1 pseudogene is annotated in these 250 nt (G+C 44.4%); it reads left to right on the top strand.

Going from position 1 to position 250, the window contains the following annotated elements:
- Positions 1-250: pseudogene (locus AAEY98_RS22545) on the top strand (saccharopine dehydrogenase); the annotation flags it as partial.

Raw genomic sequence — 250 nt, 5'->3', positions numbered from 1 at the left:
CTCCTTTTGTCATGGCGAGTATCAATACTCGTATCGTCCATCGTAGCAATCAACTATCAGAATATGAGTATGGTCGCGACTTCAAGTATGACGAAGCGATGTGGATGAAAGATGGGGTCAAGGGTCAATTGACCAGTTATGCTTTGAGTGCAGGGTTGCTAGGTTTTGCGACAACTATGATGTTTAAGCCTAGCCGTGAGTTACTCGCCAAACATGTATTACCGAAATCAGGATCTGGTCCTTCTAAGTC

The organism is Shewanella sp. AC91-MNA-CIBAN-0169 (assembly GCF_040310165.1).
Taxonomy (GTDB): Bacteria; Pseudomonadota; Gammaproteobacteria; order Enterobacterales; family Shewanellaceae; genus Shewanella.
This window is presented reverse-complemented; position numbering and strand designations above follow the sequence as displayed.